This is a genomic window from Mycobacterium sp. 852002-51163_SCH5372311 (assembly GCF_001667115.1).
GTDB lineage: Bacteria > Actinomycetota > Actinomycetes > Mycobacteriales > Mycobacteriaceae > Mycobacterium.
In genome coordinates this window covers 1-25,654 of record NZ_LZIJ01000193.1, presented here as the reverse complement: position 1 = coordinate 25,654, position 25,654 = coordinate 1, and the positions used below count along the sequence as shown (strand labels likewise).

At 63.8% G+C, this 25,654-nt stretch carries 29 protein-coding genes; 9 read left to right on the top strand and 20 right to left on the bottom strand.

Annotated features, from left to right (window positions below):
- Positions 1-193 precede the first annotated feature (193 nt).
- The gene (locus tag A5791_RS23440; RefSeq protein WP_067242024.1) at positions 194-1,402 is read left to right on the top strand and encodes a pyridoxal phosphate-dependent aminotransferase; all 1,209 of its coding nucleotides are present in this window, start codon (positions 194-196) and stop codon (positions 1,400-1,402) included.
- On the opposite strand, the gene A5791_RS23435 is transcribed toward A5791_RS23440, so the two are convergent.
- The 4 genes from A5791_RS23435 to A5791_RS23420 are packed head-to-tail and all read right to left on the bottom strand — an operon-like array spanning position 1,386 to position 3,905.
- Positions 1,386-1,823: an SRPBCC family protein gene (locus tag A5791_RS23435; protein ID WP_067242021.1), complete on the bottom strand. Its 438-nt coding sequence runs from the start codon at positions 1,821-1,823 to the stop codon at positions 1,386-1,388. The genes A5791_RS23440 and A5791_RS23435 overlap by 17 nt on opposite strands.
- 42 nt (positions 1,824-1,865) lie before the next feature.
- Positions 1,866-2,324 carry an SRPBCC family protein gene (locus A5791_RS23430; RefSeq protein WP_082967098.1) on the bottom strand — a complete coding sequence of 153 codons (459 nt, stop codon included), beginning with the start codon at positions 2,322-2,324 and terminating at the stop codon, positions 1,866-1,868.
- 52 nt (positions 2,325-2,376) lie between these two features.
- Complete coding sequence (locus A5791_RS23425) at positions 2,377-3,456, bottom strand: CaiB/BaiF CoA-transferase family protein (protein ID WP_067242018.1); 1,080 nt, start codon at positions 3,454-3,456, stop codon at positions 2,377-2,379.
- Between the two features lie 5 nt (positions 3,457-3,461).
- The gene (locus A5791_RS23420; RefSeq protein ID WP_067242015.1) at positions 3,462-3,905 is read right to left on the bottom strand and encodes an SRPBCC family protein; all 444 of its coding nucleotides are present in this window, start codon (positions 3,903-3,905) and stop codon (positions 3,462-3,464) included.
- A 17-nt stretch (positions 3,906-3,922) separates the two neighbouring features.
- Between A5791_RS23420 and A5791_RS23415 the strand changes: the two genes are divergently transcribed.
- Positions 3,923-5,644, top strand: a complete 1,722-nt coding sequence (locus A5791_RS23415; RefSeq protein ID WP_082967097.1) for an alpha-keto acid decarboxylase family protein — start codon at positions 3,923-3,925, stop codon at positions 5,642-5,644.
- A gap of 8 nt (positions 5,645-5,652) precedes the next feature.
- Here the strand turns inward: A5791_RS23415 and A5791_RS23410 are convergent, their stop codons facing one another.
- The 5 genes from A5791_RS23410 to A5791_RS23390 form a co-directional block, all read right to left on the bottom strand.
- Positions 5,653-5,838: a bacterioferritin-associated ferredoxin gene (locus tag A5791_RS23410; protein ID WP_067242330.1), complete on the bottom strand. Its 186-nt coding sequence runs from the start codon at positions 5,836-5,838 to the stop codon at positions 5,653-5,655.
- A 5-nt stretch (positions 5,839-5,843) separates the two neighbouring features.
- Positions 5,844-6,479, bottom strand: a complete 636-nt coding sequence (locus A5791_RS23405) for a fatty-acid--CoA ligase (RefSeq protein WP_067242012.1) — start codon at positions 6,477-6,479, stop codon at positions 5,844-5,846.
- A complete protein-coding gene (locus A5791_RS23400; protein WP_067242327.1) occupies positions 6,476-7,879 on the bottom strand; it encodes a FadD3 family acyl-CoA ligase in 1,404 nt (467 codons plus the stop codon). The genes A5791_RS23405 and A5791_RS23400 overlap by 4 nt, the downstream gene beginning before the upstream one ends.
- A 38-nt stretch (positions 7,880-7,917) precedes the next feature.
- Positions 7,918-9,108 (bottom strand): amidohydrolase family protein, encoded by a 1,191-nt coding sequence (locus A5791_RS23395; protein ID WP_067242009.1) that lies wholly within the window; start codon positions 9,106-9,108, stop codon positions 7,918-7,920.
- 78 nt (positions 9,109-9,186) lie between these two features.
- Complete coding sequence (locus A5791_RS23390) at positions 9,187-9,603, bottom strand: lipoprotein LpqH (protein ID WP_067242006.1); 417 nt, start codon at positions 9,601-9,603, stop codon at positions 9,187-9,189.
- Positions 9,604-9,714: 111 nt separating this feature from the next.
- Between A5791_RS23390 and A5791_RS23385 the strand changes: the two genes are divergently transcribed.
- Positions 9,715-10,449, top strand: coding sequence for an enoyl-CoA hydratase/isomerase family protein (locus tag A5791_RS23385; RefSeq protein ID WP_067242323.1), 735 nt, complete (start codon positions 9,715-9,717; stop codon positions 10,447-10,449).
- 61 nt (positions 10,450-10,510) lie between these two features.
- On the opposite strand, the gene A5791_RS23380 is transcribed toward A5791_RS23385, so the two are convergent.
- Positions 10,511-11,215, bottom strand: a complete 705-nt coding sequence (locus A5791_RS23380; RefSeq protein ID WP_067242003.1) for a TetR/AcrR family transcriptional regulator — start codon at positions 11,213-11,215, stop codon at positions 10,511-10,513.
- Positions 11,216-11,427: 212 nt separating this feature from the next.
- On the opposite strand from A5791_RS23380, the gene A5791_RS23375 reads away from it, so the two are divergent.
- Positions 11,428-12,711 (top strand): cytochrome P450, encoded by a 1,284-nt coding sequence (locus A5791_RS23375; protein WP_067241999.1) that lies wholly within the window; start codon positions 11,428-11,430, stop codon positions 12,709-12,711.
- Between the two features lie 98 nt (positions 12,712-12,809).
- Here the strand turns inward: A5791_RS23375 and A5791_RS23370 are convergent, their stop codons facing one another.
- Genes A5791_RS23370 through A5791_RS23355 form a run of 4 tightly spaced genes read right to left on the bottom strand, consistent with a single transcriptional unit; the run spans position 12,810 to position 15,303 of the window.
- Positions 12,810-13,091, bottom strand: coding sequence for a cytochrome C oxidase subunit IV family protein (locus tag A5791_RS23370; protein ID WP_067242320.1), 282 nt, complete (start codon positions 13,089-13,091; stop codon positions 12,810-12,812).
- Positions 13,092-13,097: 6 nt separating this feature from the next.
- Entirely contained in the window at positions 13,098-13,676 is a 579-nt protein-coding gene (locus A5791_RS23365; RefSeq protein WP_067241997.1) for a cytochrome c oxidase subunit 3 family protein, read from the bottom strand.
- Positions 13,676-14,512, bottom strand: a complete 837-nt coding sequence (locus tag A5791_RS23360) for a hypothetical protein (protein WP_067241994.1) — start codon at positions 14,510-14,512, stop codon at positions 13,676-13,678. Before A5791_RS23360 ends, A5791_RS23365 begins: the two co-directional genes overlap by 1 nt.
- The gene (locus A5791_RS23355) at positions 14,509-15,303 is read right to left on the bottom strand and encodes a hypothetical protein (protein ID WP_067241992.1); all 795 of its coding nucleotides are present in this window, start codon (positions 15,301-15,303) and stop codon (positions 14,509-14,511) included. The genes A5791_RS23360 and A5791_RS23355 overlap by 4 nt, the downstream gene beginning before the upstream one ends.
- Before the next feature lie 115 nt (positions 15,304-15,418).
- Here A5791_RS23355 and A5791_RS23350 point away from each other — a divergent pair, with 115 nt between their 5' ends.
- Positions 15,419-16,021 (top strand): TetR/AcrR family transcriptional regulator, encoded by a 603-nt coding sequence (locus tag A5791_RS23350; RefSeq protein WP_067241990.1) that lies wholly within the window; start codon positions 15,419-15,421, stop codon positions 16,019-16,021.
- A gap of 256 nt (positions 16,022-16,277) precedes the next feature.
- Complete coding sequence (locus A5791_RS26920) at positions 16,278-16,628, top strand: hypothetical protein (protein WP_067242317.1); 351 nt, start codon at positions 16,278-16,280, stop codon at positions 16,626-16,628.
- A 30-nt stretch (positions 16,629-16,658) separates the two neighbouring features.
- Here the strand turns inward: A5791_RS26920 and A5791_RS23340 are convergent, their stop codons facing one another.
- Positions 16,659-17,060 (bottom strand): hypothetical protein, encoded by a 402-nt coding sequence (locus A5791_RS23340; RefSeq protein WP_067241988.1) that lies wholly within the window; start codon positions 17,058-17,060, stop codon positions 16,659-16,661.
- A gap of 245 nt (positions 17,061-17,305) precedes the next feature.
- Here A5791_RS23340 and A5791_RS23335 point away from each other — a divergent pair, with 245 nt between their 5' ends.
- The 3 genes from A5791_RS23335 (at position 17,306) to A5791_RS23325 (ending at position 19,402) form a co-directional block, all read left to right on the top strand.
- Positions 17,306-18,121, top strand: coding sequence for a hypothetical protein (locus A5791_RS23335; RefSeq protein ID WP_067242314.1), 816 nt, complete (start codon positions 17,306-17,308; stop codon positions 18,119-18,121).
- Positions 18,118-18,750 carry a hypothetical protein gene (locus tag A5791_RS23330; protein ID WP_067241985.1) on the top strand — a complete coding sequence of 211 codons (633 nt, stop codon included), beginning with the start codon at positions 18,118-18,120 and terminating at the stop codon, positions 18,748-18,750. The genes A5791_RS23335 and A5791_RS23330 overlap by 4 nt, the downstream gene beginning before the upstream one ends.
- A gap of 130 nt (positions 18,751-18,880) precedes the next feature.
- On the top strand, positions 18,881-19,402 hold the full coding sequence (locus A5791_RS23325; protein WP_067242310.1) for a hypothetical protein: 522 nt from the start codon (positions 18,881-18,883) through the stop codon (positions 19,400-19,402).
- 54 nt (positions 19,403-19,456) lie between these two features.
- Here the strand turns inward: A5791_RS23325 and A5791_RS23320 are convergent, their stop codons facing one another.
- The 5 genes from A5791_RS23320 to A5791_RS23300 all read right to left on the bottom strand — a co-directional run.
- A complete protein-coding gene (locus A5791_RS23320) occupies positions 19,457-21,208 on the bottom strand; it encodes an MCE family protein (protein ID WP_067241982.1) in 1,752 nt (583 codons plus the stop codon).
- Positions 21,209-22,489, bottom strand: coding sequence for an MCE family protein (locus A5791_RS23315; RefSeq protein WP_067241980.1), 1,281 nt, complete (start codon positions 22,487-22,489; stop codon positions 21,209-21,211).
- Positions 22,486-23,916, bottom strand: coding sequence for an MCE family protein (locus tag A5791_RS23310; RefSeq protein ID WP_067241978.1), 1,431 nt, complete (start codon positions 23,914-23,916; stop codon positions 22,486-22,488). The genes A5791_RS23315 and A5791_RS23310 overlap by 4 nt, the downstream gene beginning before the upstream one ends.
- On the bottom strand, positions 23,913-25,031 hold the full coding sequence (locus A5791_RS23305; protein WP_067241976.1) for an MCE family protein: 1,119 nt from the start codon (positions 25,029-25,031) through the stop codon (positions 23,913-23,915). The genes A5791_RS23310 and A5791_RS23305 overlap by 4 nt, the downstream gene beginning before the upstream one ends.
- A partial coding sequence (locus tag A5791_RS23300) for an MCE family protein (protein WP_231995991.1) occupies positions 25,031-25,654 on the bottom strand: 624 nt, incomplete at its 5' end. The genes A5791_RS23300 and A5791_RS23305, both read right to left, overlap by 1 nt.

The window sequence follows — 25,654 nt, the reverse complement described above, 5'->3', positions numbered from 1 at the left end:
TGGGGTGGGAGCGCGGCGCGGATCGCCGCCCAGGCTGCACACCCGACGCCCACGATTCACGCCCAAAGCATCGATGCCGCGCAAAGGCAGACAAATCAACGTACGCTTGCGGCCAGATTGGAATGTGACGGGTGTGACGACAGCCGTCCGACTACCGCCCGCAAGCGCGCGCCGCACCTTAAGCTCGACGACCATGACGGTGTCGCGGCTGCGGCCCTACGCCACGACGGTGTTCGCCGAGATGTCGGCCCTGGCCGCGCGCATCGGCGCGGTGAACCTCGGACAGGGCTTTCCCGACGAGGACGGACCGCCGGAGATGCTCCGGGCCGCCCAAGACGCCATCGCCGACGGCGTCAACCAGTACCCACCGGGCCTCGGCATCCTGCCGCTGCGCGAGGCGATCGCCGCACAGCGTAAAAGGCACTTCGGCATCGACTACGACCCCGAGACCGAAGTGCTCGTGACGGTCGGAGCCACCGAAGCCATCGCGTCAGCAGTGCTCGGGCTGGTCGAACCCGGCTCGGAGGTGCTGCTGATCGAGCCGTTCTACGACTCCTACTCGCCGGTGGTGGCGATGGCCGGTGCCCAGCGGGTGCCCGTACCGCTGGTCCCCAATGGTCGCGGCTTTGCTCTGGACCCCGACGCAATACGGAACGCGCTGACGCCGCGAACCCGCGCACTGATCGTCAACTCCCCACACAACCCGACGGGTGCGGTGTACAACGCCACCGAGCTGGCGGCCATTGCCGAGATCGCAGTGACCGCAGACCTTTTGGTGATCACCGACGAGGTATACGAGCACCTGGTGTACCCCTCTCCTCAAGGCCAGGAAAGCCCCCGACACCTTCCGCTGGCGGGTTTCGACGGCATGGCCGAACGAACAGTCACCATCTCGAGCGCGGCCAAGATGTTCAACTGCACCGGCTGGAAGATCGGATGGGCCTGCGGCCCAAGACAACTCATCGCCGGACTGCGCGCGGCCAAACAATATTTGAGTTACGTGGGCGGCGCGCCGCTGCAGCCCGCGGTGGCTTTGGCGCTCGACACCCAGGACGCGTGGGTGACCGCCCTGAGAACACGCTTGCAAGCCAGACGCGACCGGCTGGCGGCGGGGCTGGCCGATATCGGCTTCGCGGTCCACGACAGCTACGGCACCTACTTTCTGTGCGCCGACCCACGCCCGCTGGGCTACGCCGACAGCACCGCGTTCTGCGCGGCGCTGCCGCAGAAGGTTGGAGTGGCGGCCATCCCGATGTCGGCGTTCTGCGATCCGGACGCGGCCTATGCCGAGATCTGGAATCACCTGGTACGCTTCACCTTTTGCAAGACCGATGACACCCTCGACGAGGCGATCAGGCGTCTGGGCAAGCTCCGTGAAGAATCGATTACTTCCGGTTCATGACGAAATCGCGCAGCCCCTCGGTTGCGGAACTCAACACCTTCTTGCGCGCTCGGTTCACCAGAAACTCCGGCAACGGCGCCGACGGCTCCAAGGTGATCTCGAAACGCACCCGGGTGCGGTCCACTCCCTCGCGTTGCATCGTGTACTCGACGTGCTGGCCGTGCTGGTGCACGGTCTTCTCGGCGTCCCACACCATCCAGTCCGGCCCCCAATGGAATTCGATCACTTCATGATCGACTATGCCGATCACCTTGACCGTGACCTTGGCGTGGTGTGGACGCCCGTCGGGATAGGTGTCGATGACCTCCGCCCGCTTGTGTACCGAAGACCACACCGGAACCGAGCCGATATCGGCGAGCGCGTCCAGGATCACTTCCGGCGGCGCATCGATGACGATCTCTCGCGATGCCTGTACAGCCACTGGTCCGAAATTAGCAATCCAACTGCTGCACCGACACCGCGATCAGTCCTCGCTGCCCCGGACAGCTCCCTTGTTCGCAACCCAATTGCGCAGCCCCTCGGTCGCGGCGTCGAGAACCACCTTGGTCGCACGCTTGACAATGAAACCCGGAATTGGACCCGACGGTTCGACGGTGATATCGAAACACACCCGGCTCTTGTCCAAGCCTTCTGGCTGGACCCGGTACTCGATGTGTTGACCACGCTGCTGGAAAGTCTCCTTGACGTCGTATACCACCCAGTCCGGACCCCAGTGATATTCCAAGACCTCGTTGTCGACGAGCCCCATGATTTTGACGGTGGCCTTGACGTGGTGCGGCCTACCGTCTGGATAGCGATCGAGCACTTCGACTCGCTTGTGCAACGGAGACCACTGCGACAAGACATCAACCTCGCCCAACGCCTGCATGATCACGTCCGGCGGCGCGTCAATCACAATTTCCCGCGATGCTTGTACAGCCACTGATGCCAACCTAGCAACCCTGTCCCCGCTGGTGGAGTGTTTGACGCAATGATTACCAGTGGATTTCAGTGATGGGCGTGGTGTCGGCCGGGGGCGGCCCGACCGGTCCGGCCGGTGTTCGGGAAAACCGCGGCGCGGGCGCGGCCTGCGCTACGCCGTGGGCGGTGATCACCGTGGACCGCGCATTCAAGTGGTCGTTGGCGGCGGCTTCGCTCCACGTCAACACCGGCGTGACGCACGCGTCGGTTCCGGCGAAAACCTGTGTCCACTCGTCACGGGTCCGGCTGGCGAACCGCTGCGCGAACAGGTCGTGCATTTGCGGGTAGGACCCGATGTCGAGCTGGCTGGGCACCTTGTCGGCCGCAAGCCCGAGCCCGGCCAGCAACGCCGCGAAAAATTGCGGCTCAATGGCGCCGACGGCCATGTACTTGCCGTCGGAGGTCTCGTAGCAGCGGTAGAACGGGGCGCCGCCGTCGAGCAGAAACGACTCGCGCTCGTCGCGCAGCGCCCCGGTCGACTTCATGGTCCACATCATCTGGGCGAGCACACTGACCCCGTCAACCATCGCGGCGTCGACGACCTGACCCTTGCCCGATCGTTCGCGTTCGTACAGCGCGGAAACGATGCCCAGCAGCACCAGCATCGAGCCGCCGCCGAAGTCGGCGACCAGGTTCAGCGGTGGCATCGGCGGCCGGTCGCGGTAGCCCAGCGCCGACAGCGCCCCGGTCTGCGACAAATAGTTGATGTCGTGGCCTGCGGTCGGGGCCAGCGGCCCGTCCTGTCCCCAACCGGTGATGCGGGCATAGATCAGTCGCGGGTTCACCGCCGCGCAGTCGTCGGGCCCAATCCCGAGACGCTCGCAGGTGCCGGGCCGGAAGCAGTCCAGCAGCACGTCGGCCTTGGCGGCCAGCCCCAGTAGCTCCTGAGGCTGCGTCTTGACGTCCAGGTCGACGATCCGCTTCCCGCGGTGCAGCAGGTCGCGATCTTCAGACGGCATCTGCAGCCCGCCGGGCCGGCGCACCCGCACCACATCGGCCCCCAAGTCGGCGAGCACCATTCCCGCGTGTGGCCCGGGCCCGATCCCGCCGAGTTCGATGACGCGCACGCCGGCCAGGGGCCCACCGTTGGTCACCTGAGCTACTTACCCTTCTTGACCTTCAGCACCCGGTTGCGCAACTCCTTAGTGGCGGAGTCGATCGTTCCCTTGACGGCACGCTTGAGCACGAAGCCGGGCAGCGGCACGTTCGGGTCGACGCTGATTTCCATCTTGACCAAGGTCCCGTCGTCCTGCGGCACCAAGGTGTATTTGCCGTCCTGCGACTTTTGCTGGCCGGAACTGACCAGGGTCCACGTCACCTCGTCGCCGCTCCAGGTGTAGGCCACCACCTGCTCGTCGGTGATACCCGCCGTCCTGACCTTCATCTTGACTCTGCTGGGCCGGCCGTCGGCTCCCGTCTCGAGGATCTCGGCGCTCTGGTGGGGCTCGGACCACTCGGGCATCGCTTCGAAGTCGGCGATGACGTCCAGGATCTCCTCGGGACTGGCTTCGATGACGATGTCGCGGGATTCTTTGATTGCCATGCCCGCACCATAGCGAAATGGCGTCCCAAGGGGCGCGGTTTCGGCGGCGTACCGTCGTGGTCGTGAGTGATCCCACCAGCGATGCCGGCTACACCGTCGGCGACTATCTTCTGGACCGCCTCGCCGAACTCGGCGTGACGGAGATCTTCGGTGTCCCCGGCGACTACAACCTGGAATTCCTCGACCACGTCGTCGCCCATCCGGCCATTCGCTGGGTGGGCAGCACCAACGAACTCAACGCCGGATATGCCGCGGACGGATATGGACGCCTGCGCGGAATGTCAGCTGTCGTAACGACATTCGGAGTGGGCGAACTGTCGCTGGCCAACGCGATCGCCGGAAGTTACGCCGAGCACGTGCCGGTGGTGCATATCGTCGGCGGCCCGTCCAAGGACGCCCAGGGCACCCGACGGGCGCTGCACCACTCGCTCGGCGACGGCGACTTTGAGCACTTCTTCCGGATCAGTCGCGAAATCACCTGCGCGCAAACCAATCTCATGCCGGCAACGGCTTGCCGGGAAATCGACCGGGTACTCATCGAGGTGCGCGAGCAGAAGCGGCCCGGATACATCTTGCTGTCCACCGACGTCGCGCGCTTCCCCACCGAACCGCCCGGCGCCCCTCTACCCCACCCCGCGGGCGGCACCAGCCCGCGTGCGCTGGCGCTGTTCACCGAGGCCGCCGCAACGATGATCGACGACCATCAATTGACAGTGCTCGCCGACTTGCTGGTGCATCGGTTGCAGGCGGTCGACGAGCTCGAAGCGCTGCTGGCCGCCGACGTGGTCCCGCACGCCACGCTGATGTGGGGCAAGAGTCTGCTCGACGAGAGCTCACCCAACTTTTTGGGAATCTACGCGGGGGCGGCCAGTGCCGAACGGGTCCGCACCGCGATCGAGGAGGCGCCCGTGCTGGTGACGGCCGGGGTGGTGTTCACCGACATGGTCAGCGGCTTCTTCAGCCAGCGGATCGACCCCGCCCGCACGATCGATGTCGGGCAGTACCAGAGCAGCGTGGCCGACGAAGTGTTCGCACCGCTGGAAATGGGTGCGGCACTTCGGGCGCTGACCACGATCCTGACCCGACGAGAGATAACCTCGCCGCCCGTGGTGGCACCGCCCGCGAGTCCGCCGGCGCCGACGCCGGCGCGGGACGAGCCGCTCACGCAACAGATGGTGTGGGACCGGCTCTGCTACGCGCTCACACCGGGAAACGTGGTGCTGGCCGATCAGGGTACGTCGTTCTACGGCATGGCTGACCACCGGTTGCCGCAGGGCGTCACCTTCATCGGTCAACCCTTGTGGGGCTCAATCGGTTACACGCTGCCTGCCGCGGTCGGGGCCGCGGTGGCGCATCCGGAGCGCAGGGCGGTGCTGCTGATCGGTGACGGCGCCGCGCAGCTGACCGTGCAAGAGCTGAGCACTTTCTCCCGCGAAGGGCTGAATCCGGTGATCGTCGTGGTCAACAACGACGGCTATACGGTCGAGCGAGCGATCCACGGAAAGACCGCGCCGTACAACGACATTGCCGGCTGGAATTGGACGGAGATCCCCCAAGCCCTCGGTGTTGCCAGGCACTTGGCATTTCGCGCGCAAAATTATGGCGAACTCGACGACGCGCTGACCGCGGCTGCGGAGCATCAGGACTGCATGGTGCTGGTCGAGGTGGTCCTGCCGCGGCTTGAAATCCCTCCTCTGCTGGCCCAACTCGTCGGGCCCATGTCGCCGCCAACGCGGTAGCGCGGCCTCTACACCGAGTGCGCCGGTCGGTCGGTGCTTGTCGAGGCGATCATCGCCCGTACGGTCCGTCGGCAGCGTCCGCAATCGGCGCCGGCCCCGCAGGCTTGGGCGACGTCCTTCGTCGTCGAGGCGCCCGCCGCAACCGCGTCGGTCACCATCTGGCTGGTGATTCCGTTACACAGGCACACCCACATCGAGCTCACTCCGGTTGGATGCGCATCATGTCGGAGAACCGGCCGACGAACAGCGGCGGGTAGGCACCCACTCCCGCGCCGGTCATCCATTGGGCGGCGGCATCGGGGTGCTCGATCCACTCCCGCGCGCTGTCCTCGTCGGGAAACTCCTGCAGGATCAATACCTCGTCGTGGTCGTCAAAAGCCTGGAAAATCCAGGTCTTTCGGATTCCGGCCGCGATGAACCGGTCCATCGCCGAATGCACCCCGGCGATCAGCGTCCCGACGTTGTCGACAGACGCCATCGCGGCCACCACGACGCCGGGCGCAGCCGGTGCCGAACGCGTCGGCTGCGGCCCCGCAACGATCTTGTCGACGATCGCACCCGCGAAGACCGCGGGAATGTCGTCGACGCCGACGGCATCGAACCAGTCGAAGAACACTCGGGAGCGCAGCAGCTCCACTATCGGCTCAGGGCTGTGCACTCCGATCATCACCAGCACGCGGCCATAGTCATGCGTCGAGGTGTAGACCATCACGTAATGAGCGCCGATGTCGGCCAAAGCAGCTTTGTTGTTCTCGAGCAGCGGCCACACCCGGCTCGGGTCCGGCACGCGGTAGTCAGATGCGATCACCATCGACTGAATGATGCCGGTGCTCAACGGAGTTGGTCCTTCATCACTTTCCCCGTGGCGTTCAGCGGCAGTTCGTCGCGAAACTCGATGGATCTCGGCACTTTGAATCCCGCCATCCGTTCTCGGCACCACGCGAGCAAGTCCTCTGCAGACACTTTAGACTTCGCCACGACGAAAGCCTTACCCACCTGGCCGAGCCGGTCGTCGGGAATGCCGATCACGGCTGCTTGCGCCACCACGGGGTGCTCCAGCAGAAAGCCCTCGATCTCGGCGGGGTAGGCGTTGAAGCCGCCCACGATGAACATGTCCTTCTTGCGCCCGACAACGCGCAGGCGCCCGGCCGCGTCGAAGTTGCCCAGGTCGCCGGTGTGCAGCCAGCCATCGGCATCGATCGCCTCGGCGGTGCCGACCGGATCGTCGAGATAGCCCTGCATGACGTTGTACCCGCGGACCAGGATCTCCCCGTCGTCGCCAATGCGCACTTCGACACCGTCGCAGGGCAGGCCCGCGGTGGTGGCCACGTCCTCGAAGGAATCGCCTGGCCGGGACAGGGTCACGTTGCCGGCCTCGGTGAGCCCGTAACCGGTCATCAGCGTCTGGAACGGCAGTTCGCCATGGATGCGGCGGACCAGTTCGACCGGGATGTCGGCGGCCCCGGTCACGCCGGCCCGCAAGGTCGACAGTTTGGACTTGTCGCGCACCGTCAGCAACGAGTGATACAGGGTCGGCGGCCCGGGAAGCATCGTGATGCGTTCGCGTTCAACAAGTTCCACGACTCTGTCGACGTCGAAGACCGGGACTGGCAGCATGGTGGCGCCGCGCAGGAAGGACGCGACGAGTCCCGCCTTCAATCCGAACGTGTGGAAGAAGGGGTTGATCATCAAATAGCGGTCACCCTCGCGCAGGTCCGCAAGCGTCGCCCACTCCTCGTACATTCGCAGCGTTTGGCGATGATTCAACATCGCGCCCTTCGGGCGGCCGGTCGTGCCCGAGGTGAAGATGATGTCGGAGACGTCGGTGCCGTTCACTGCCCGTTCGAACGGGGAGCCGCCGGCGAGGAAATCGGATTTCAGATCGATGACGGGTATTCCCGCGGGCGCGGTGTAGTCCTGGCCCAGAAAGCCCTTCTGCACCAGGACGGCCTTCGCTTGGGTGCGGAGGATGATGTCGCCCGCTTCTTCGGCCTTGAACCGGGTATTGACGGGCACGAGCACGCCGCCCGCGGTGAGCAGCCCGAACGCCGCGATGATCCATTCAGCCGAGTTGGGCGCCCAGATGGCGACCCGGTCGCCCTTGTCGATCCCAAATGACGCGAAAGCGCCTGCAGCACAACGGATCCGGTCTACGAGCTGGGCAAAGCTCAGTCGCAGCGGTCCGTCGACGACGGCTTCGGCGTCGCCGAAGCGGGCGGCCGCGCTCAGGACCATCTCGGGGATGGTCTGCCAGCTGCCGATTGGCCCGCCTGTCACACCGTGACGAGCCGACCGAGGTTACCGCCCATAATCTTTGCCTGGTCGTCAACGGACAGGTGCGACAGCGCGTTGACGTAGAACGTCGGCTCCGCCAGCCCTTCCGGGTGCGGCCAATCCGAGCCGTACAGCACCTGGTCCACGCCGACGAGGTTGACCAGATCGTCGATGCCGTCCTCGAAGAACGGGCTGACGTGGATCCGGTTCTTCACCATCTCGACCGGGTCGCTCGGGAAAACCTCCGGGGCCTTCCGGAAGACCTCGGCCAGACCGTCCAGCAATGGGGTCATCCACTTCGAACCGGCCTCGACGATCGCGACCTTCAGCTTCGGGTGGCGGTAGAGCGCCCCGTGGATCACCCACGAACCCACCGCATCCTGGATGGGCCGCCACTCGTTGAGGATGCCCATCGCATTGGTTTGGAAGGGCAGCATCTCCTGTTCGGCGCCGTCCCACTCGGAGGTGTATCGAGAGTAGCCGCTGTCGCTCGAGTGCATGCCGACCAGCACGTCGTGCTCGACGACCCGCTCCCAGAAGGGGTCGAACTCGGGCACCGCGAACGACCGCGGGCCACGGAAGCCGGGAACGGGAGCCGGGCGCACCAGGATCGCGCGGGCACCGCGCTTCACCGCCCACTCCAGTTCCTCGATCGCCTTCTCGACAATCGGCAGGGTGATGACCGGGGTGGTGAAGATCCGGTTCTGGTAGTTGAAGCCCCAGACCTCGTCGAGCCATTCGTTCAGCGCGTGGATCAGGACGTGGACCGCGACCGGGTCGTCGCGCAGCCTCTCCTCGAGCAGGCTTGCCAGCGTCGGGAACATCAGTGTGCGGTCCAGGCCCAGCTCGTTCATCTTCTCCAGGCGCGGGCCCGGCTCGAAGAACGCCGGGATCGCGCGCATCGGCTCACCGAACAGCTCGCGCTTGCTCTTGCCGTCCGGGTTGCCGTACTTGAAGTACTCCTCCCAGGCACCCGGCCGGGCGACGACCTCGAAGGTCGGGTTGGGGATGTAGTTGCTGATCTGGCCGCGGATCGCGATCTTCGTCCGCCCGTTGATCTGCACGTACTGGACGAAGTCCTTGTACTGCTTGGGCAGGTACTTGGTCAGCGCCTCCGGCGGCTCGTAGAGATGGTTATCCGCGTCAAAGATCGGGAACGGGACGTCCTCCCGATGCGACAACTGCCCCATGAAATCCTCCTTCGCAATTTACGAGAATACTATTCTCAAGAGCACCGGACCGCAACGTCGCCCTCGGCCGGTACCGGGTCAACACGTGACGACGATCTTGAAGGTGGCGGTAGCCGGTTCACTCGATTTGTCTGTCTTGAACCCGTGGGCCGTGCCGGCGATTGTGAATCTGCCGCCGCTGAGATTCGTGTTGGCGGCATCGCTTCCGTCGCCTTGCGAGTACACGCCCGTGAATCCACCCACATTCTGGATGCGCACGGACTGGGTGGTGACGGGCTCGCGGCGTCCGTCGACCTGCACCTTGGCTCCGGAGAAGTCACCGCCGATCTCGATCATCCGGTACCACTCCACCTGACTGCACTTGACCTGGTTGAACTTCTTTTCTTTGCCGTCGACGGTGACCGCTGCCGTGTTGGCGATCGGGGCCGACGGACCTGTGCTGCATGCCCCGAGGAGAGCGGCGGCCAGCGCCGCCACCACGATCCGGATCCACATTGGGCCGCCTCCATCCTCGCAACGGAACGTTCTGGACCTGCGGCGATGATGTTATTCTCCATCAGAGAGAATGCCAATATCACCCCGTTCTCGTCCAAGGAGCAATGGCCCATGGTGGACCTCGAGGGCGACGATCTCGTGCCGGGCCTGATGGTGCTCACGATCGATCGCCCACACGCGCGTAACGCGATCGCGATGGACACCATGCATCAGTTGGAAAAGGCGCTCGACGCGGCAACCGGCGCGCGGGCCCTGGTCATCAAGGGCGCCGGCGAACGGGCTTTCGTATCGGGCGGCGACCTCAAGGAATTGAGCGCCCTGCGCACCGAAGAAGACGCCGCGGCAATGGCCAAGCGGATGCGGTCGATCTGCGACCAGCTTGCGCGCTTCCCGGCACCGGTGATCGCCGCCTTGAACGGCCACGCCTTCGGTGGCGGCGCCGAAGTCGCTGTCGCCGCCGACATTCGGCTGGCGGCCGACGACATCAAGATTGCTTTCAATCAGGTGGAGCTGGAAATCATGCCGGCCTGGGGCGGCGCCGAGCGATTGGCCGCGCTCGTCGGCAAGGGCAAAGCGCTTTTTCTGGCCGGCACCGGGCGGGCCCTCACCGCGGCCGAGGCCGAGCGCTTCGGCCTGGTCGACGTGGTGTTTCCCCGCTCATCGTTCGACGAGGGCTGGCGATCGGTCGCCAGGTTGCTGGCCCGCCACCCGGCGACCGAGATAAAGCGCGTCATCAGCGGAGTCTCACCGGACGAGGCCATAGCGTCCTTCGCACGGCTGTGGGTCGCCGACGCGCACTGGCGGGCCGCAGAGCGGGTAATGAACCGCAGCGCGAATCCGCGCTAGGCGGCAGGCGAAGCGACATGACAGGCGCGTACGAGTGTCGGCCGGCGGCTCGCCGATCGCATTACTGCCCGTGGGTGGAGGGGGCCGTGTCCAAGGACGCAGCCAAGGGTGCGCCCTGTTCGCTGGTGAACTGGTGAACGACCCAGGCCTGCGGCACACCGGCAATCGGCTGTGGCTCACCTTCCAGGCGGCGCAGATAGTTCTCAACCAGCTCCATGGTCTCGGCGTGTCCGCCCGACATGCCGATCGATTGCTCGAGCACCAGCATTCGCGACAAGCTGGTCATGAGTACCGTCCACACCACCGGTGGCATATCGTTGCCGTCGACCCCGTAGCGCTGCAGCGCAGTGGTTACCGCTTGCCGTTGCACCTCACGGAAACGTTCTGCATAGTAAGCGATTTCAGCTCGAAGCTCCTTGCGATGATTGGCCAGCGCCATGAATTCCATCGAAATCCGGGTGAATGCCGGATCGGTGCCGAACCTCCAGAGCGCCCACAATGGCTGCGGGGATTGCAGTGCCTGCGCTTGCACCCGAAGACCTTCTTCGGCGCGGCGTCGAAAGACTTCGAGGAACAAATCCTCCATCGTGCGGAAGTAGTAGTGCACCAGCTGAGGTTTCAGCCCGGCCTTGTTCGCGAGACGTCGCGATGTCACCGCGGCATAGCCCTCTTCAAGCATCAGCTGTTCGGCCGAGTCGAGCAGCAACCCGCGATTCTTCGCGTCCGGCGCCCCGATCCTGCGGGCCCCGGAAGAAGAAGATGTCATTCCTTGACTCCATACTTTCGGCGCCGTCACATTCCAGCATCGACCATGCCAGATCGTAGCCAGCTGGTGCCGACACCCCGGCTTGGTGATCTTGACCCTGACATTACAGGCATGCTAAGCAGGTGCTCAGCACATTTCGATCTCGCGATTGGGCGGCCGCACCCTTTGCCGCCGAACACCACCGGTAACCGAGCCCAGGGGGACGCAATTCGATGAGCGACTACGACTCGATCGACTTCTTCACCGATCCGTCCCTGGTCCCCGATCCGCACCCCTACTTCGACTATTTGCGCAGCAAAAATCCTGTGCTGCGGCTACCGCACCACGGCGTCGTCGCCGTCACCGGATACGAAGAAGCCACCGAGATCTATAAGGACCCCGACACGTTCTCGAACATCGTTGCGCTCGGCGGCCCGTTTCCCCCGCTGCCCTTCGAACCTGAGGGCGACGACATCAGCCCCCAGATCGATCAGCACCGTAGTTACTTTCCGATGTTCGAGCACATGGTCACCATGGACCCGCCCGACCACACTCGTGCCCGATCTGTGTTGAGCAAACTGCTGACCCCGAGCCGGCTGAAGCAGAACGAGGAGTTCATGTGGCGCCTCGCCGACCGTCAGCTCGACGAGTTCCTCGCCAACGGTGAGTGCGAGTTCATCGCCGAATACTCGAAGCCGTTCGCCACGTTGGTGATCGCGGACCTACTCGGCGTCCCGGAGAACGACCATAAGGACTTTCGCGTCGCCTTGGGTGCCGGCCGTGTGGGCGCCCTGGACCACGAATTCATCGGCATCAATCCGCTGGAATGGCTCGACGACAAGTTCTGCTCCTACATCGAGGACCGGCGCCGCGAACCGCGCGGCGACGTGCTGACCTTCCTGGCGGAAGCGAAGTATCCGGACGGATCGACGCCACCGGTGATCGAGGTCGTCCGCTCGGCGACGTTCCTCTTCGCCGCCGGACAGGAAACCACGGCCAAGCTGCTGAGCGCCGCCCTGCAGGTACTCGGCGACCGGCCGGACATCCAGCAACAATTGCGTGAGGACCGCAGCCTGATTCCCGGGTTCATCGAGGAGTCGCTACGGATGGACAGCCCCGTCAAGAGCGACTCGCGGCTGGCGCGCAAGGCAACCACCATCGGCGGTGTCGACATCCCCGCGGGCACTGTGGTGATGATCTTGCCGGGCGCCGCTAACCGCGACCCCCGCCGATTCGAGAACCCGCACGAGTTCGACTTGCGCCGCAGGAACGTTCGCGAACACATGGCGTTTGCCCGAGGCGTGCATTCATGCCCCGGCGGTCCGCTCGCCCGCGTCGAGGGGCGTGTCTCGATCGAGCGGATCCTGGACCGGATGCCACACATCGAAATCAACGAAGCCCATCACGGGCCGGCCGCCAAGCGTCGTTACACGTACGAGCCGACGTACATCCTGCGGGGCCTAAGTGAATTGCACCTGACATTCACCACCGCCGATTCAGTAGCGACCGTGGGCTGAACGTACTGTTGCGAGCGATCGAGATCGGCGCCAGCGCGAAGAAGTGCGAGTGACTTGCGCGCTACCGTCGATCTCCCTGCCGATAACAACTCAGTGAACTAACCGACGTGCATGCCGATGAAGTAGCAGCCGAGCAGGCTTGCCGCGATGAGGACGACCCAGGCGTCGGTCAACCGGCACAGCAAGGCTGGAGCCTGCCTGACTTCCATGAACTCTCGAAAGATGATGCGTACCTTGATGACTGCGATCACGATCACGCTTGACGTGACCACCACGCTGGCGGTGTTCGACCGATCGACGGAGTGATCTATCCAGAGATAGGCCAGCGTGAGCGATGCCAGCACCACCCAAACGATCAGCAGTCTCTTGTTGAACTTGATCACCGATCACCTCACCACGTACAGCAACGCGAAGATGAGCACCCAGAGGAAGTCGACGGTGTGCCAATAGGTGGCGCACGTTTCGACCATTTCCTGTGATCGCCTCGTCCGACTGCGAAGTTGGTAGACCACAACGCCCAGGACGACGAAGCCGATCAGCAAGTGTACGAAGTGGATTCCGGTGAGGAAGAAGTAGTAGGTGAAGAAGTCGCTGCTGTCTAAGCCGTTTCCCATGCGGACCAACCGGGCCCACTCAAACACCTTGAAGATCAGGAAGATTACGGCGAACGCGGCGGTGATATAGACGTCCCTGAGCGCCGCCCGGTACGCGCCCGCACGAGACGACTGGACGCACCGCGCCACCGACCAGGAACTCAGCAGCAACACCAACGTGTTGAAAACCCCGATCCGTATGTCCAGCTGCGCCTGGGAGTGCAGGAAAAGCTCAGGACTTCGGGCCCGGTAGAACAGGTAAAAGCCGAAATACCCTGTGAAGACCAGCGTCTCGAACAAAACGAACGCCCACATGTCCGGCTGGCCCGGCACGAATTTGGCCCGTTTGCTCGCTTCGGCGACTTCGGACATCAGGCCGCCGCTTTCATGTCTGATCGGTTCGCCTTCTGCTTCCGCGGCAGCTCGGGTAACGGGCCAGTACCGAAGTCTTCGCGCCGGATCATCTGAAACAACATGACGATGAAAGTGACTTGGTAGATGCCGAACACGACCATGTCCAGCCACCAGGCGATCTGACCATTCCAGGCCAGCACGCCCCGCCGGAAGATCCAGCAGGGCGCGACGACCACCTCGGTAAGCGCGTTGCACAGGTTGAGATAGCCGAACCATTTGGGGAACACCCGATTCTTGTCAAGCAGGATCGCGAGCATCCAGATCAGCGAGCCGATCAGGAACACTCCCATGGTTCCGTCGAACGACAAGAACGCAAAGTCGTAGAGCCAACCGATCGCCTCGGGATCTCGCTCTGGTCGCAGCGTTCCGACGATCAGCGCGATACAGAGCAGCAGCAGGCCGGGAACCGCGCTGAGCGAGTAGATAAGCAGATACGAATACCCGAACGCGCGGCTGACCGACATGCGTCGCATCGAGTACGCGATGAGGGCGTTGTTGATGGCGGTCATGCCGCAGATGGCGAAGATGATGCCGAAGCCGATGGGTATCCCGAGCTGGCGTTCATGGAACCAATGGACCTGCGTCGCGAGGTTCCAGGTGGGCTGCGGAGGGGGTTGGACCTGCGCCACTATGAAGAACACCGGGAAGAAGATGTTGTAAAAGACGAGGAGCGTCCACCAAGCCAACCAGAGTTCGCGCTTGGGGTTGTGCCGCAAGTGCCACGCGATTCGGCGATGCAGCGGGCCCGGGGGCGGTGTGGCCGTGGATGCCTGCGGTGTGAGCACCGCGCTCATGCGCTGACCAGTTCTTCTCCGCGCTGGCGATATTCGGCGCGCTCGCGATAGACGGCTTGCCCCAGAACAACGCCCATCACGACGATCCAGACTGCAATGGCAACGTTTTTCACCCAAAAGGACAGGAACCCGTCCCATGCCAGCGGGCCGGTCAGGGCTACGCCGACGAAGGCCGCGGGCACCAGCGCGAGCGCCACGAGCACGTTGAAGTGGGCCACCCAACGCTTGAATATCGGATGCGGTTGATCGTCGAAATAGATTGCCAGTGCGAGGATCACGCTTTGCCCTATCAGAAAGGGAACCAGAATCGTGAAGGTGATCCAGCCGAAATCGTTGAGCAGCTGAGTCAGCTCCGGACTCCGTTCCGGCCGAAAAGCGGCCAGCAGCCAACAGACGTTGGCGATGAGAAACAAAGTCGGACCACCGGCCACGCAACCCAGCATGGCGTAGGAGAAGATCGGCGTCCGATGTGCCATTCGGCGGATCTGCATCACGATCAGAGTCAGAACCGGGACCAGGCACACGCCGAACCAGTTGAAAACGATCATGCTGTACCGGATTTGCGGAAGGTGGGCCGGATCGCGATAAAACTCGGCAACCTGCTTCGCCGGCATACTGGGCGACATCGGCGGGTTAAAGCCGGGAAAGAGGAAAAAGCAAGCGATCCAAAGGATTACCGTTACAGGCAATGTCCAGAGCAGAATGATCTCACCGTCGACACGTCGCAGCCCGGCTCCCGGAGGTCTCCGCGATCGTCGGCCTTCTGCGTCGTCCTCGCCGATGTCGGACATCCCAGACATCCCAGACTCCTTCCGGCGAGAAATTGCGCGGCTCCATTTGGGCCAGTGGAGCCGAAACTAGCCGATCGGCTAGCCATGGTCAATACCGATCGTCTACTCTCGTCGTGTGGCAACAGCACGACAGCCAATCGCGGACGGCGAGCTGCGGGTCGTACAGCACAGCGCGGCCCGGACACGTGTCCTTGATGCCGCGCTGGATCTGTTCGCCGAGCACGGCGTTAGCGGTACCTCGCTGCAGATGATCGCCGATGCGGTAGGGATCACGAAAGCCGCTGTGTACCACCAATTCCGAACCAAGGAGCAGATCGTCCTCGCGGTCACCGAGCGCGAACTGGGCCGGCTGGGTCCGGCGCTCGAGGAAGCCGAGGCGCATGAAGACGGGCTGGAAGCCCGAGATGGGCTGTTGGTACGGGTAGTCGAGATGGCGGTACGCGACCGCCGACTGGTGCGGACCCTGCAATTCGATCCCGTCGTGGTCCGATTGCTGGCCGAACACAAACCTTTTCAACGTTTCATGGAGCGCCTGTATCGAGTGCTGCTGAGCGACGCGGGTCTGGACGGGCAGATCGAGGCGGCGATGTTCTCGGGCGCGATCAGCAGCGCGGTCATACACCCACTGGTCGCCGATATCGACGACGAGACATTGTTGGCCCGGCTTACCGACCTGAGCCGGCGCCTGCTCGGCCTGCATCACACGTCCCACCAATGAGGCGGTGTCATCCGGCCAAACTCCCCGGCTAGTCCCGCTGGTGCGTCTCCGGCGAACGGTGCCGCGGGAAGGTTGCCCACGGGGTGAGACTGTGAGCCTCAACGTTCGGGTCTTGAGAACGCAACGGCGGTGCTACTCTCCGCTAAAGAGAATTCCAATATCGTGCAATGGAGATCGGCGCATGATTACTACGAAGACGGTGCTGGGCGCGGCGGCGGTGGTGCTGTCGGCGGCGACAAGCCTGACCCCGCCGCCAATGTCGCGCGCAGACGACAACCCGGTCATGCACCACGTGAAATACACGGTCTCGGTAGACCATCCGATTTACGCCGATATCTACTACCTCGACCAGGAACCAGCGCAGTTCTCCGACTACAGCCACAACCCGTACCAGTTCGTGCCGAATATCCATGCCGACCTCGCCCCGGGCAAAGCATGGAGTTACGAACTCGATCTGGCCAGACCCGAAGTGTGGGCGGTGGTCACGGCCAGCACCGGTACTGAACCCGGCACGCCGCAGTTCCACTGCAATCTCACCGTCGACGGAAAGGTCGTCGTGTCCAAAGACGGCGCCAAGGGCGTGCTTTGCTCGTTGCGTAACTGGTGAGCGGGCTGCGGTTCACCCTCGTGGGCCGGGCTAGGTGTCGGCACGGACCCAGCTTGTATGACCACTGTTGGCCATGCAGATCAAGAAGAGGCCATCGGGCGCCTGCGCGACGTAATTCTGGAACTGGGTGCACTCGGCGCCCTCGTCCTTGACACCAGCCATCGGAGGTGACCGGAACCATCGCGGCTCGTATCTCCTGGGCGAGCCGCAGAACATCAGCCGTCCCGGCTGCGAGGCGAAGGACACGTTGTAGTCCGCTGTCCCGAAGACGTAATAAGTGGTGTTGTCACATGGCGCACCGAGCACCTGATGCGGCATGATGCCGGGGGTGCAGGCCGGGTAGTCGCACACGGTCGGCCCGGCGAAGGCCGGCGGCGCCGCCAGCACACTAGCGCCGAGCAACGCGGCAGCCGATGCCACGATGAATCGCACTCCACTACTTTGCCACACCCAAAAAGAAACTGAAAAGAAAATTCTCTTAATCCGAGAAGATCAACTGAGCCACATAGCCGTCGGCGCGGACGGCATTGGAAGAGCACCCCGCGCGGTTGCCTCACACGAGGCATTCGCGCATCTTAAAAGCCACAGAAGCGGGTGCCGGATTACAGCGGAAAGCCTTTGCCGGAAAGTGATAAGCTGCTTCTCCGTGCACGATGCGGACCGGCCAGGAGGTCACCATGCGATCGCGGAAGCGTTCGCCGGAGGCACCTGAGGCCGACCATAGTGATGACCGGGGGGACGTAACCGATCTCGACGGCCCACAGTCGCGCCCAGAGCTCGACTCCGGCGCCGAAAGGCCCATTTCGGAATTGGACGTAGAAGACGAAGTCGCCCAGGCTGAAGCGCGCGCTGAGGCGGCGCGGGCACGCCTTCTACGGCTGCGCGAGGCAGTCGATATTCCGGACGCGGATGACGACCTCTCCCAAGACGACGAGCCGCGGCCCGCAAAGCGAATCCGGACGCGCCTGCGGCGCTTGCGCCGTCCCCGGCGGCCGCGGTGGCTGCGCCGTCCGGGGCGGAAAGCGGTAGCTGTTGGTGGCGGCATCCTGCTCGCCTCCGCGTCACTCGGCGCGAGCGGCTACATGGTGTGGCAGCACCGCACGATCACGCACCACCGGCAACTCGTCGCCGAGTACTCTGACGCAGCGCGACAACGCGTCACAACGCTGATGTCGATTGACGCCAACCATGCCAAGGAGGACTTCCAGCGCATCCTCGACGTCTCTACGGGCGATCTCAAGAGTCAAATGTCGGTGATGGCGGGCCTGATGGCCAAGCAGGCGGAGGACTCAAAGGTCAGCAGCACGGTTGCCGTGCAAGCCGTCGCCGTCGAGTCGGTGAGCGATAATTCGGGAGTCGTGCTTGTCACGGCGAAATCCGATGCCACGGGGCCGGATAACGCAAAACTGCCGGCGGCCTTATGGCGGCTCAGCGTCCAGCTCACCCGGGACGACGGTCAACTCAAGCTGTCGAAAGTTGACTTCCTGCAATGAATGTCAAGCATGACGCGTCGCCGGACTGCACCGAAACAGCCAGTGACGGCACGGAGACGCCGACCGCCGGCCAGGACGCGGGACCACCCGCTCGTAAGAGCGCCAGCGCGCTGGCCTCCATACGCCGCTGGGGCCGCCGGTTGCTGGCGAGGTGGCGTTCGATAGTCGCGACGGCCTTCGTCCTTGCGGCTGTGGCAGTCGCTGCCGGCTTGTTTGTCACCATGTACCTTCCGGATCGCCAGATCGACGATGCGGCGGCACACCGCGCGATCCAGGCCGCGTCAGACGGCGCCGTAGATTTGCTGTCCTATTCCTACACCTCTCTGGACCGTGATTTCGCCAAGGCGAGGTCACATCTCACGGGCGACTTTCTGGCCTACTACGGCAAATTCAGCGAAGCGCTCGTCGCACCGGCTGCGCAGCAAGGCCAACTTACGACCACCACCAAGGTGATTCGGGCCGCCGTTTCGGAGCTGCATCCCGATTCCGCTGTCGTGCTGGTGTTCGTCGACCAGACCACGGCAAGCAAGCAGAAACCGGATCGCGCCAAGGCCGACAGTAGCGTGCTGGTCACGCTGAAAAAGGTCAACGGTTCGTGGCTGATCGCGAAGTTCGACCCGGTCGCATGAGCGCCAAATCTTTGGTTGAACAGCTATCTGGGTCGGCTGATGCGGTGTAACGTGATCGCTCGAGAACGCTGCAACCGACACCCAAAAGGGCGATAAGCGCTGTCGGATTATGCGAGTCGAGGAGTATCTGATGCGTTCAGTTGGACCACTCACCACCGCAACGCTGTTGTCTGCCATGGTAATCGGCGGCTTGGCCGCCGCGCCCGCGGCACAGGCAACAACCAAGGAAGACGTGGCCATCAACGGGACGTACCGCGCAACGTCCATCGGTGATTGGGCCAAGACCAATGATCAGTACAACGGCGAGGCGACGGTCATCCAAACATTGACGATCAGCTCGTCATGCGTCACATTTCAGGAATGCCACGGCACGGTGACGAGCGACCAAGGATGGACCGCGCCAATGTACATGATTGACGGCACCATGTGGTATGTGAAACGCGATGTGCCGAACTGGGAGCGGTGCGAGGACGGTACCGCATACAACGGGCAGCAGACCTTGTACTTCTATCCGGTGAACTCGTATGGCGAATTCACCCTTGGGTCACCAACTTTCGCCGGAAAGGACAAGACCATAGGCCCAAGCGGTGCTTGCGGGCTCAACAAGCCGCTTGATGTGGACATGCCGTTACGCCTGGACAAGCTGTCCTGACCGGAGGCCCAGTTCAAATGGCCCGCAGGCGGATTGCGGCCTTCTAGAGCCGACTCACTTGGGAAGCATGTCCCGCCAGGTCTTGGGCGCTGTCGGAGTCACGAGATCCGACTGCTGGTACAACTTTCCATCCGGACCGACATAACGACCGGTATGCGAGTCGTACCGGGCGAACGCAACCGACGGGCCCGGTCGGCTGGCCCCCCCACTACCACCGAACGAGCTAGGGGCAGCCTTCGGCCCGCCACCGTTGGCCGGGTTGGGTGGTGCGGGATCGGGAGCAGGAGGCGCTGCCGCCGGCGTAGGTGGTGCGGGAAGTTCCCCCGGTGCCGGCACGTCAAGTGGCGCTATCGGTATGGGCGGGAGATCGTCAAACATTGGCGACATGGGCGCCAGCGGGGGTCCCGAGGAGGGCAGCGGCGGTGCAGCGTATCCCGGCCCGGGCGGTCCATATGCGCCCCGCGGCCCCGGCGGTGTACCACGCGGCACCGCGCCCGGCGGCAGTGGGGTTCCCTCGATTGGCCCAAAGATCCTTTCGTTGACGGTAACTCGGTCATCGGGCGGGATGCCCTGGGCGAGCAAGTTGGGATCCAGTGGGGAGGGGCCGAGAACATGCTGACGCATCGACAGCGGCATGTACGGCTGGTCGCTGTTGCAGATTTCGACGGTGGGAGCGCGCTTGCCCGGGTGACCCATACACGGATAGTTGCGGGCTCCGCGAACCGAAAGCGGTGAGTCCTGCGGGAGTTTGCAATACAACCCGTCCGGTGTGTCGATGTCGCTGGTGTCGTCCGGGGATCGCCATTGGCTGGGTGGCAGAAAGCCGACGGTGCAAATGGGCGGATCGTCGATCGTGAGTGCAAAGTCGCCCTGGGCCATACCGTCCGTATTGTGCATGGGGCCGGCAGCTTGCTCGATAGCTACCGCCGAGGGCAGCAACACCAGCAGCTGCTCCAGCGAGGGGTGGTAGGTGACGCCGATCTGCCCGATGGTAGTCAGGTTGGCAAGCAGGACCGGCAGCGTCGGCTTGATTTGTTCGAGAAGCCGGGACGCTTCGTTCGCCGCCTCAGGACCGTTGCGCAGCAAGGTGCGAATGCGGGGATCGTCGTTGGCGAGCACTTCCGAGATGCCGGCGAGGCTACGTGCCCACGTTCTGATCGAATTCGTGGTGCGTGCTTGCGAATCCAGTAGCGGCCCAGTGTCTTCGGTGAGGGTCCGAGTACGGTCGACGACGCTCTTGGAGTCACGGGATATTGTCTCCGTGGAGTCGATCAGTGACCCCAGGTCGTAACCGGATCCGTTGAAGGCCTGGAAAGACTCGTCGAGCAATTGGCCGAGTTTGGTCTTCGGGATGCTGTTGACCAAGGCACTGACCTGATCGAGCATCGGCCCGACCGCCTGCGGAATCGTCGTGTCGCGCATGGCGATCACCGATCCGTCGTGCAAGTAGGGCGGCGAATCGGTTCTGGGCCGCAAGTCCACGTACTGTTCGCCCACCGCGGACACGCTGAGCACCTCCGCTTTGAGGTTCGCTGGGACCTTGGGTGAAGTGCTAAGCGACAGCGTGGCTTTCGCGCCGCTCGGCGTCAAACCAACCGAGGTGACCTTACCGATTTGCACTCCGCGATAGGTCACGTTGGAGAAGCGGTACAGGCCGCCGGTGGCCGGTAGCTCCAGCGTGACCGTCATCCGGCCGATGCCGAGCAGTGTCGGCGCTTGGATGTAGAACAGGACCATCGCGATCACGCCGATGATCCCGACGACCGCGAAGATCGCCAGCTGGATCCGGACGAAGCGGGTGAGCATCTATCCGCCGCCTTCTGTCGGTGTCGTTGCGGGCGGCGGGGATTGACCAAGGCCAGCCGCAGGCGCAGGTGCCGAAGGTGGCGGCGGCCCGGGTAGCGGGGCAGCCGGCGATGGCCCGGGCGCCGGGGCGCCTGACGGCGGAGGGCCGGGCAGGGGCGGCAGCCATGGCGGCCGCACTGCGGAATGCAACGGATCAAGAGTGTAATTCAGGTAATACGGGTCCCCGGGCGCCGGTACCAACGGCTGGTCCAGCTGGCCCCAGTGGGTGCCCAACATCAGTCCCCGCTTGAGCCGTGGAATGGTCAGGTCCAAATCGACATGCAGGTTGAAGTAGTCGCCCCGGACGGCTCGGTCGACGAAGTTCTGCGTGAAGGGGAACACGAACGCGGACGAGAGCGCCGTGTCGAGTTCCGGTCCGACGTCGGCAAGCGCGCCAATGGTCGGCTCCAAGTTCTTCAGATTCTTGACCAGGTCAGCCTGGGAGTCGTTGATCAGCCGGGTCGCGGTGTTGCTGAAGACCCGAAGTCTGTCAAGGGCGGTCGTCAACCGCGGCCGCTCCCGGATCAGCACATCGAGCGCGGGCGGTATCTTGCGCAGCGCCTGGGTGACAACGTCGCGTTGTGCGGCGAATGTGGCGGAAAGCCGGTTCAGCGCCTGGATCGAGGCGACGATGTTGTCCCGCTGTTCGTCGAGCGTTCCCACGAACGTGTCGAGGCGAGTGAGCAGGTCGCGTATGGCGCCCTCGCGCCCGGACAGGGCCGCGCTGAAGTTGTGGATTATCTCACCGATCTGTCCAAGTCCCCCGCCATTGACGACCGCCCCCAGCGACGACAGCGTCTGCTCCGTCGACGGGTAAGCCGATGACCGGCTCAGCGGGATGGTGGCACCCGGTTGCAGCCGTCCGCTCCCCGCTTGGCCGAGCGGGGTGTTGAGCTCCAGATGCATCGAGCCCAGCAGACTGGTCTGACCGACGGTGGCCTCCACGTTGGCCGGGACGACGACGTCGCGCTTGACTGAGATCTCGACGTCGGCGTGCCACCCCTTCACGCTCATCGTGCTGACACTGCCGACCACGACGTCGTTGATCATTACCGGCGAATTGGGTTCCATCGTACCGACATTCGGGATTTCGACGTGGTAGATGTTGGCTCCCGGCCCGCGTCCTTCCGCGCCGGGCAAGGGTAATGAGTTCAAGCCATGGAAGGCGCATCCAGTCAGCGTCAACGTGGCGCAGGAGGCAATGGCGATTATCCGCCGTCCCGCCGACCCCCGCGCGGTCATGGTTGCGGCCCTTCGGCCGGCAGCAGCATGCTCGGCACGCTCGACGGCCCCGGCGGTGGTGGCGGCGGCGCTTCCATCGGCGTCGACGGTGGGGGCGGCAGCGGCATCGCCGCGCCCGGTATCCGCGCCGGCGGCACCGCTCCCGGGGGCCCTACGGGGTCACCCGGCAGGCCGGTGTAGGCCGACACTGCCGGCGGGATCTCGGGTGGTCCGGGTTTCGGGCCCTCGCCTCCAGGGGCGAGGCGGGGTTCGGTGTACAGGATCTTGGACGGGTCTACCGACTTCTGCAGGAATATATTGATCGGAAACGGCAGATTGTTGAAGTTGAGCAGCCGCAACCCAGGCCCGAGGAACAGGGCGCACAGCTTGGCCGCTTCGGTCGAGGTGACCGTCTCGAGGGCGGCGGTTTGCGAGCAGCCCGGAACGGGCAACGGAACAAACAGGCCCCCAAACGTGGGGTTCGCGAAGTCCATTATCCCGAAGCCTCCCACGATTGTTCCGGTGTCGGCGTTGTAGTCGTTGAAGAAGTTGCCGAGCGCATTCGGCGCCCCGTGCAAGATGTTCTCCAGAGCCATGTGCTTGTCGACCAGGATCTGCGTGACATCGGCCAACCGGGCAATCTGCTCACTGGTCTGGTCGCGGGTACCGGCGATGAACCGCTGCACCTCACCGACCGCCGTCGACAAATCGGTCAACGCCGCGTCCAGGTCGGATTTGCTGTCGTTGACCACGCTGGTGAGCGTGGCCAGGCGGTCGTTGAACTGGACGATCTGGGTGTTGCTGTCACGGAGCGCGGTGACGAAGGTCTGCAGATTTTTGATGATGTCGACGATGTTGCCGCTGCCGTTGGCGAGGATGCGGCCCACGCCCGACAATTGAGCGAGTGTTTGCCGCAGCTTGTCGCCCTTGCCGTCGAGCGCATTGGCGGCGCTGTCGATGAACCGCCCCACCGACGTGCCGGATACACCACTCTGAGGTCCCAAATCCGTTGCCAGCCGCATCAATTGGGTTTTGACCTCGTCCCACTCCACGGGTACGGCGGTGCGTTCGACCGGTATCACCGCGCCGTCCGCCATGGTCGGCCCGCTGCTCCGGTAGGCGGGAGTGAGTTGAACATAGCGGGCAGCTACCAGGTTGGAGGCGACGATGACGGCTTTGGCGTTCGCCGGAACAGGCACGTCCCGATCGACGTTGAGAGTCATCTTGGCCACGGTGCCCTGAGGTTGAATTGACTTGACGCTACCGACTTTTACGCCGGACACCCGCACCTCGTCACCCGGATAGATCGCGGTGGTGGTCCTGAAGTAGGCGGTAATGCTCTTCGGCCGGAAGAACGTATGGTGGATGACCACGCCCGCGCCGACGAGGACAAGGACTATAAGTACGACCGCGATTATGAGTCGACTGCGCGGGCTTCGCGGGCTCATTGCGAGCCTCCGACTCTTCCGCCCAACGTACAATTCGGGCACACCGGAATACCGTTGTACGGCCAGGGGATCAGCGTTCGCGGTACCGGCGAAGGGTAGCCCGGGCCGCGAGCGGTGTCGAAGTTGCGGAATCCCCAGAGGTAGTCGAGGAACGGCTGGAAGAGTTGCGGGATAGCGAGGTTTGGGACGAACGCTGAGTAGGCGTACATGCTGGAGATAGCCTCGCCGACGGTGATCTGGAATTTGGCGAGACCCGGCAGTGCTTTGGAGATGTTGTCGCGGTTCTTCTCCAGCATCGCGGTCACCGAATTCAGCTTTTTGAGTGTCGGCGCCAATTTGCTTTCGTTGTCGTGCACCAATCCCGTCAGCTGTTTGGCCACCGCCGACGTGTTGGCCAACAGGTCCACGATCTCTTGCCGGCGCGCCACCAGGACCCGGAGCAGATCGTCGGAGTTGAGGATGAGTTTGTTGACCTGCTGGCTGCGTTCGGATAGGACCCCGGTGACGTCGCTGGCACTCTTGAACAGCTCGCCCAGGGTCTTGTTGCGGCCGTTGAGGGTTCGTGACAACCGAGTGAGTTGGTCGAACGTCGGCCCCAATTGGGGTGCGATCTGGTTGAGCGTCGCCGACAGCGTGTCCAACGACTGATTGAGCGTCGCGGTGCTGGTGTCGGCGGCGCTCGCCGTGAAGTCACTGACCGCTTCGGTCAACGAGTAGGGCGAGGAGGTGCGCGAGACGGGGATAAGGGCCATCGGATGCATCGTGCTGCTCCCGGCGGACTCCAACGTCAGCATCCGCTCGCCCAGCAGTGTGCCGGTGCGGATATGCGCGGTGGTCTCCGACCCAAGCGGAATGTTTGCCTTGATCGTGAACGTCACCAGCGCATCGCCGTTGCGCAGCGCCACATTCGACACGGAGCCGACTTTCATACCCGACACCGTCACGGGGTTGCCTGCCGCAAGGCCGCCGGCTTCGGAAAACAGCGCCTGGTATCGAACCGCTGTCGCCATGGAGATCAACCGCTCCGGCGACAGCCCCACCAGGATGACCAGCACGATCAGGACAGCGCCGATGAATCCGGCTTTGAAGAGCCCAGCTCCGTGATACTTCCGCATTAGGGTTCCGTGCACCTTCCGGCATCTGACCTGAACCAGGGGGCTTTCACCGTCTTGCCCTGGAGATCCGTACCGCGGAGCGTTATCTCGCAGACGTAGTACGGGATGGTGGCGCCGAACACGCCGAGTCGGGTCAGCTTGCGATAGTTCTTCGGCGCCTTTGCGATTGCGGCGTCGAGGCGGTCCTTGTCCTGATCGAGTATCGGTGCCAGCCGACTCAACCGATCTATGGTGCCGGACAGCGGCGGCCGTGCGCTGGTCAGCAGATCTGCCAGCGAGGCGGTTCCCCGGTCCAGGGATTCGATTGCGGCGCCAATGGTGTCGCGGTCGTCCGACAACCCGCTGACAAGCCGTTCGAGACGATCGATTGCGTCGGAGAACTTGGTGCCGTCCTTCGACAGCGTGGAGACCACGACGTTCAGGTTGTCGATCAGTTGCTGCACGGTTTGATCGTTGTCGGCCAGGGCGTTCGAGAACGACGTCGTCTTGGCGAACAGCGACTCCAGCGTCGCGCCTTGACCCTGGAAGACCTGCAACAGTGCGGAGGTCAGCGCGTTGACATCCTGCGCATTCAGGCCCTGGACAACGGGTTTCAGTCCGCCGAGCAGCAGATCGAGGTCAAG